The 619-nt window shown below is 28.6% G+C and carries 1 pseudogene; it reads right to left on the bottom strand.

Features of this window, described 5'->3' with window-relative positions:
- Positions 1-619 (bottom strand): annotated as a pseudogene (gene istA, locus ABDZ60_RS15535) (IS21 family transposase); the annotation flags it as partial.

The raw sequence follows: 619 nt of genomic DNA, 5'->3' as shown, positions 1-619 counted from the left end.
TTCATCTAATAGTTTCATAGGAGCTTCAACTTTAGCTTTTGTATTCGGTCTTCCTGCTATGCAGGGACGAACCTTAAATCCATAGTCATCTGCAAATTGTTGAAATTTATTATTTACTTTTCCTTTAGAATAATTAGTTCTAGCTTCATCCATAACAGTTTTCATATTATCAAAAAGTAATTCTTTAGGTACTCCACCAAATGTTTCAAATGATTCATCTAAAAAGGAAAGTAATACGTCTTGTGTTTTATCAATAGATAATTTATATACTCTAAACCTTGAGTATGAAAGGATTAATACAAAAAACATTTATATTAATAACTTCACCTGTAGTTAAAACAAATTCTATATTTTCTTTCCAATCCAATTGAGCTTGTTGTCCTTTCTCAGTTTCATATCGCATAGCGGAAATATTTGATATATGTTCTTTTTTCCTATTATTAAAGTACTCATTAAATTCTGAGTGATTAGAGATGTATCTTCTAAATGAAGATTGCGCGCAATCTAGTCCATGATTATCTTTAAGATATTGCCATAAAATGCGCTTAGAATAAAATACTTGAATTGAATCTTTACTAAGAGCTCTTTTATAATAGGCTCAAAAGCTTCTATTTTAGAT

Origin of the sequence: Clostridium sartagoforme (assembly GCF_039521405.1) — a bacterium.
GTDB lineage: Bacteria > Bacillota > Clostridia > Clostridiales > Clostridiaceae > Clostridium > Clostridium sartagoforme.
The sequence above is the reverse complement of the archived record's forward strand: the minus strand, read 5'-3'. Positions and strand labels throughout refer to the sequence as shown.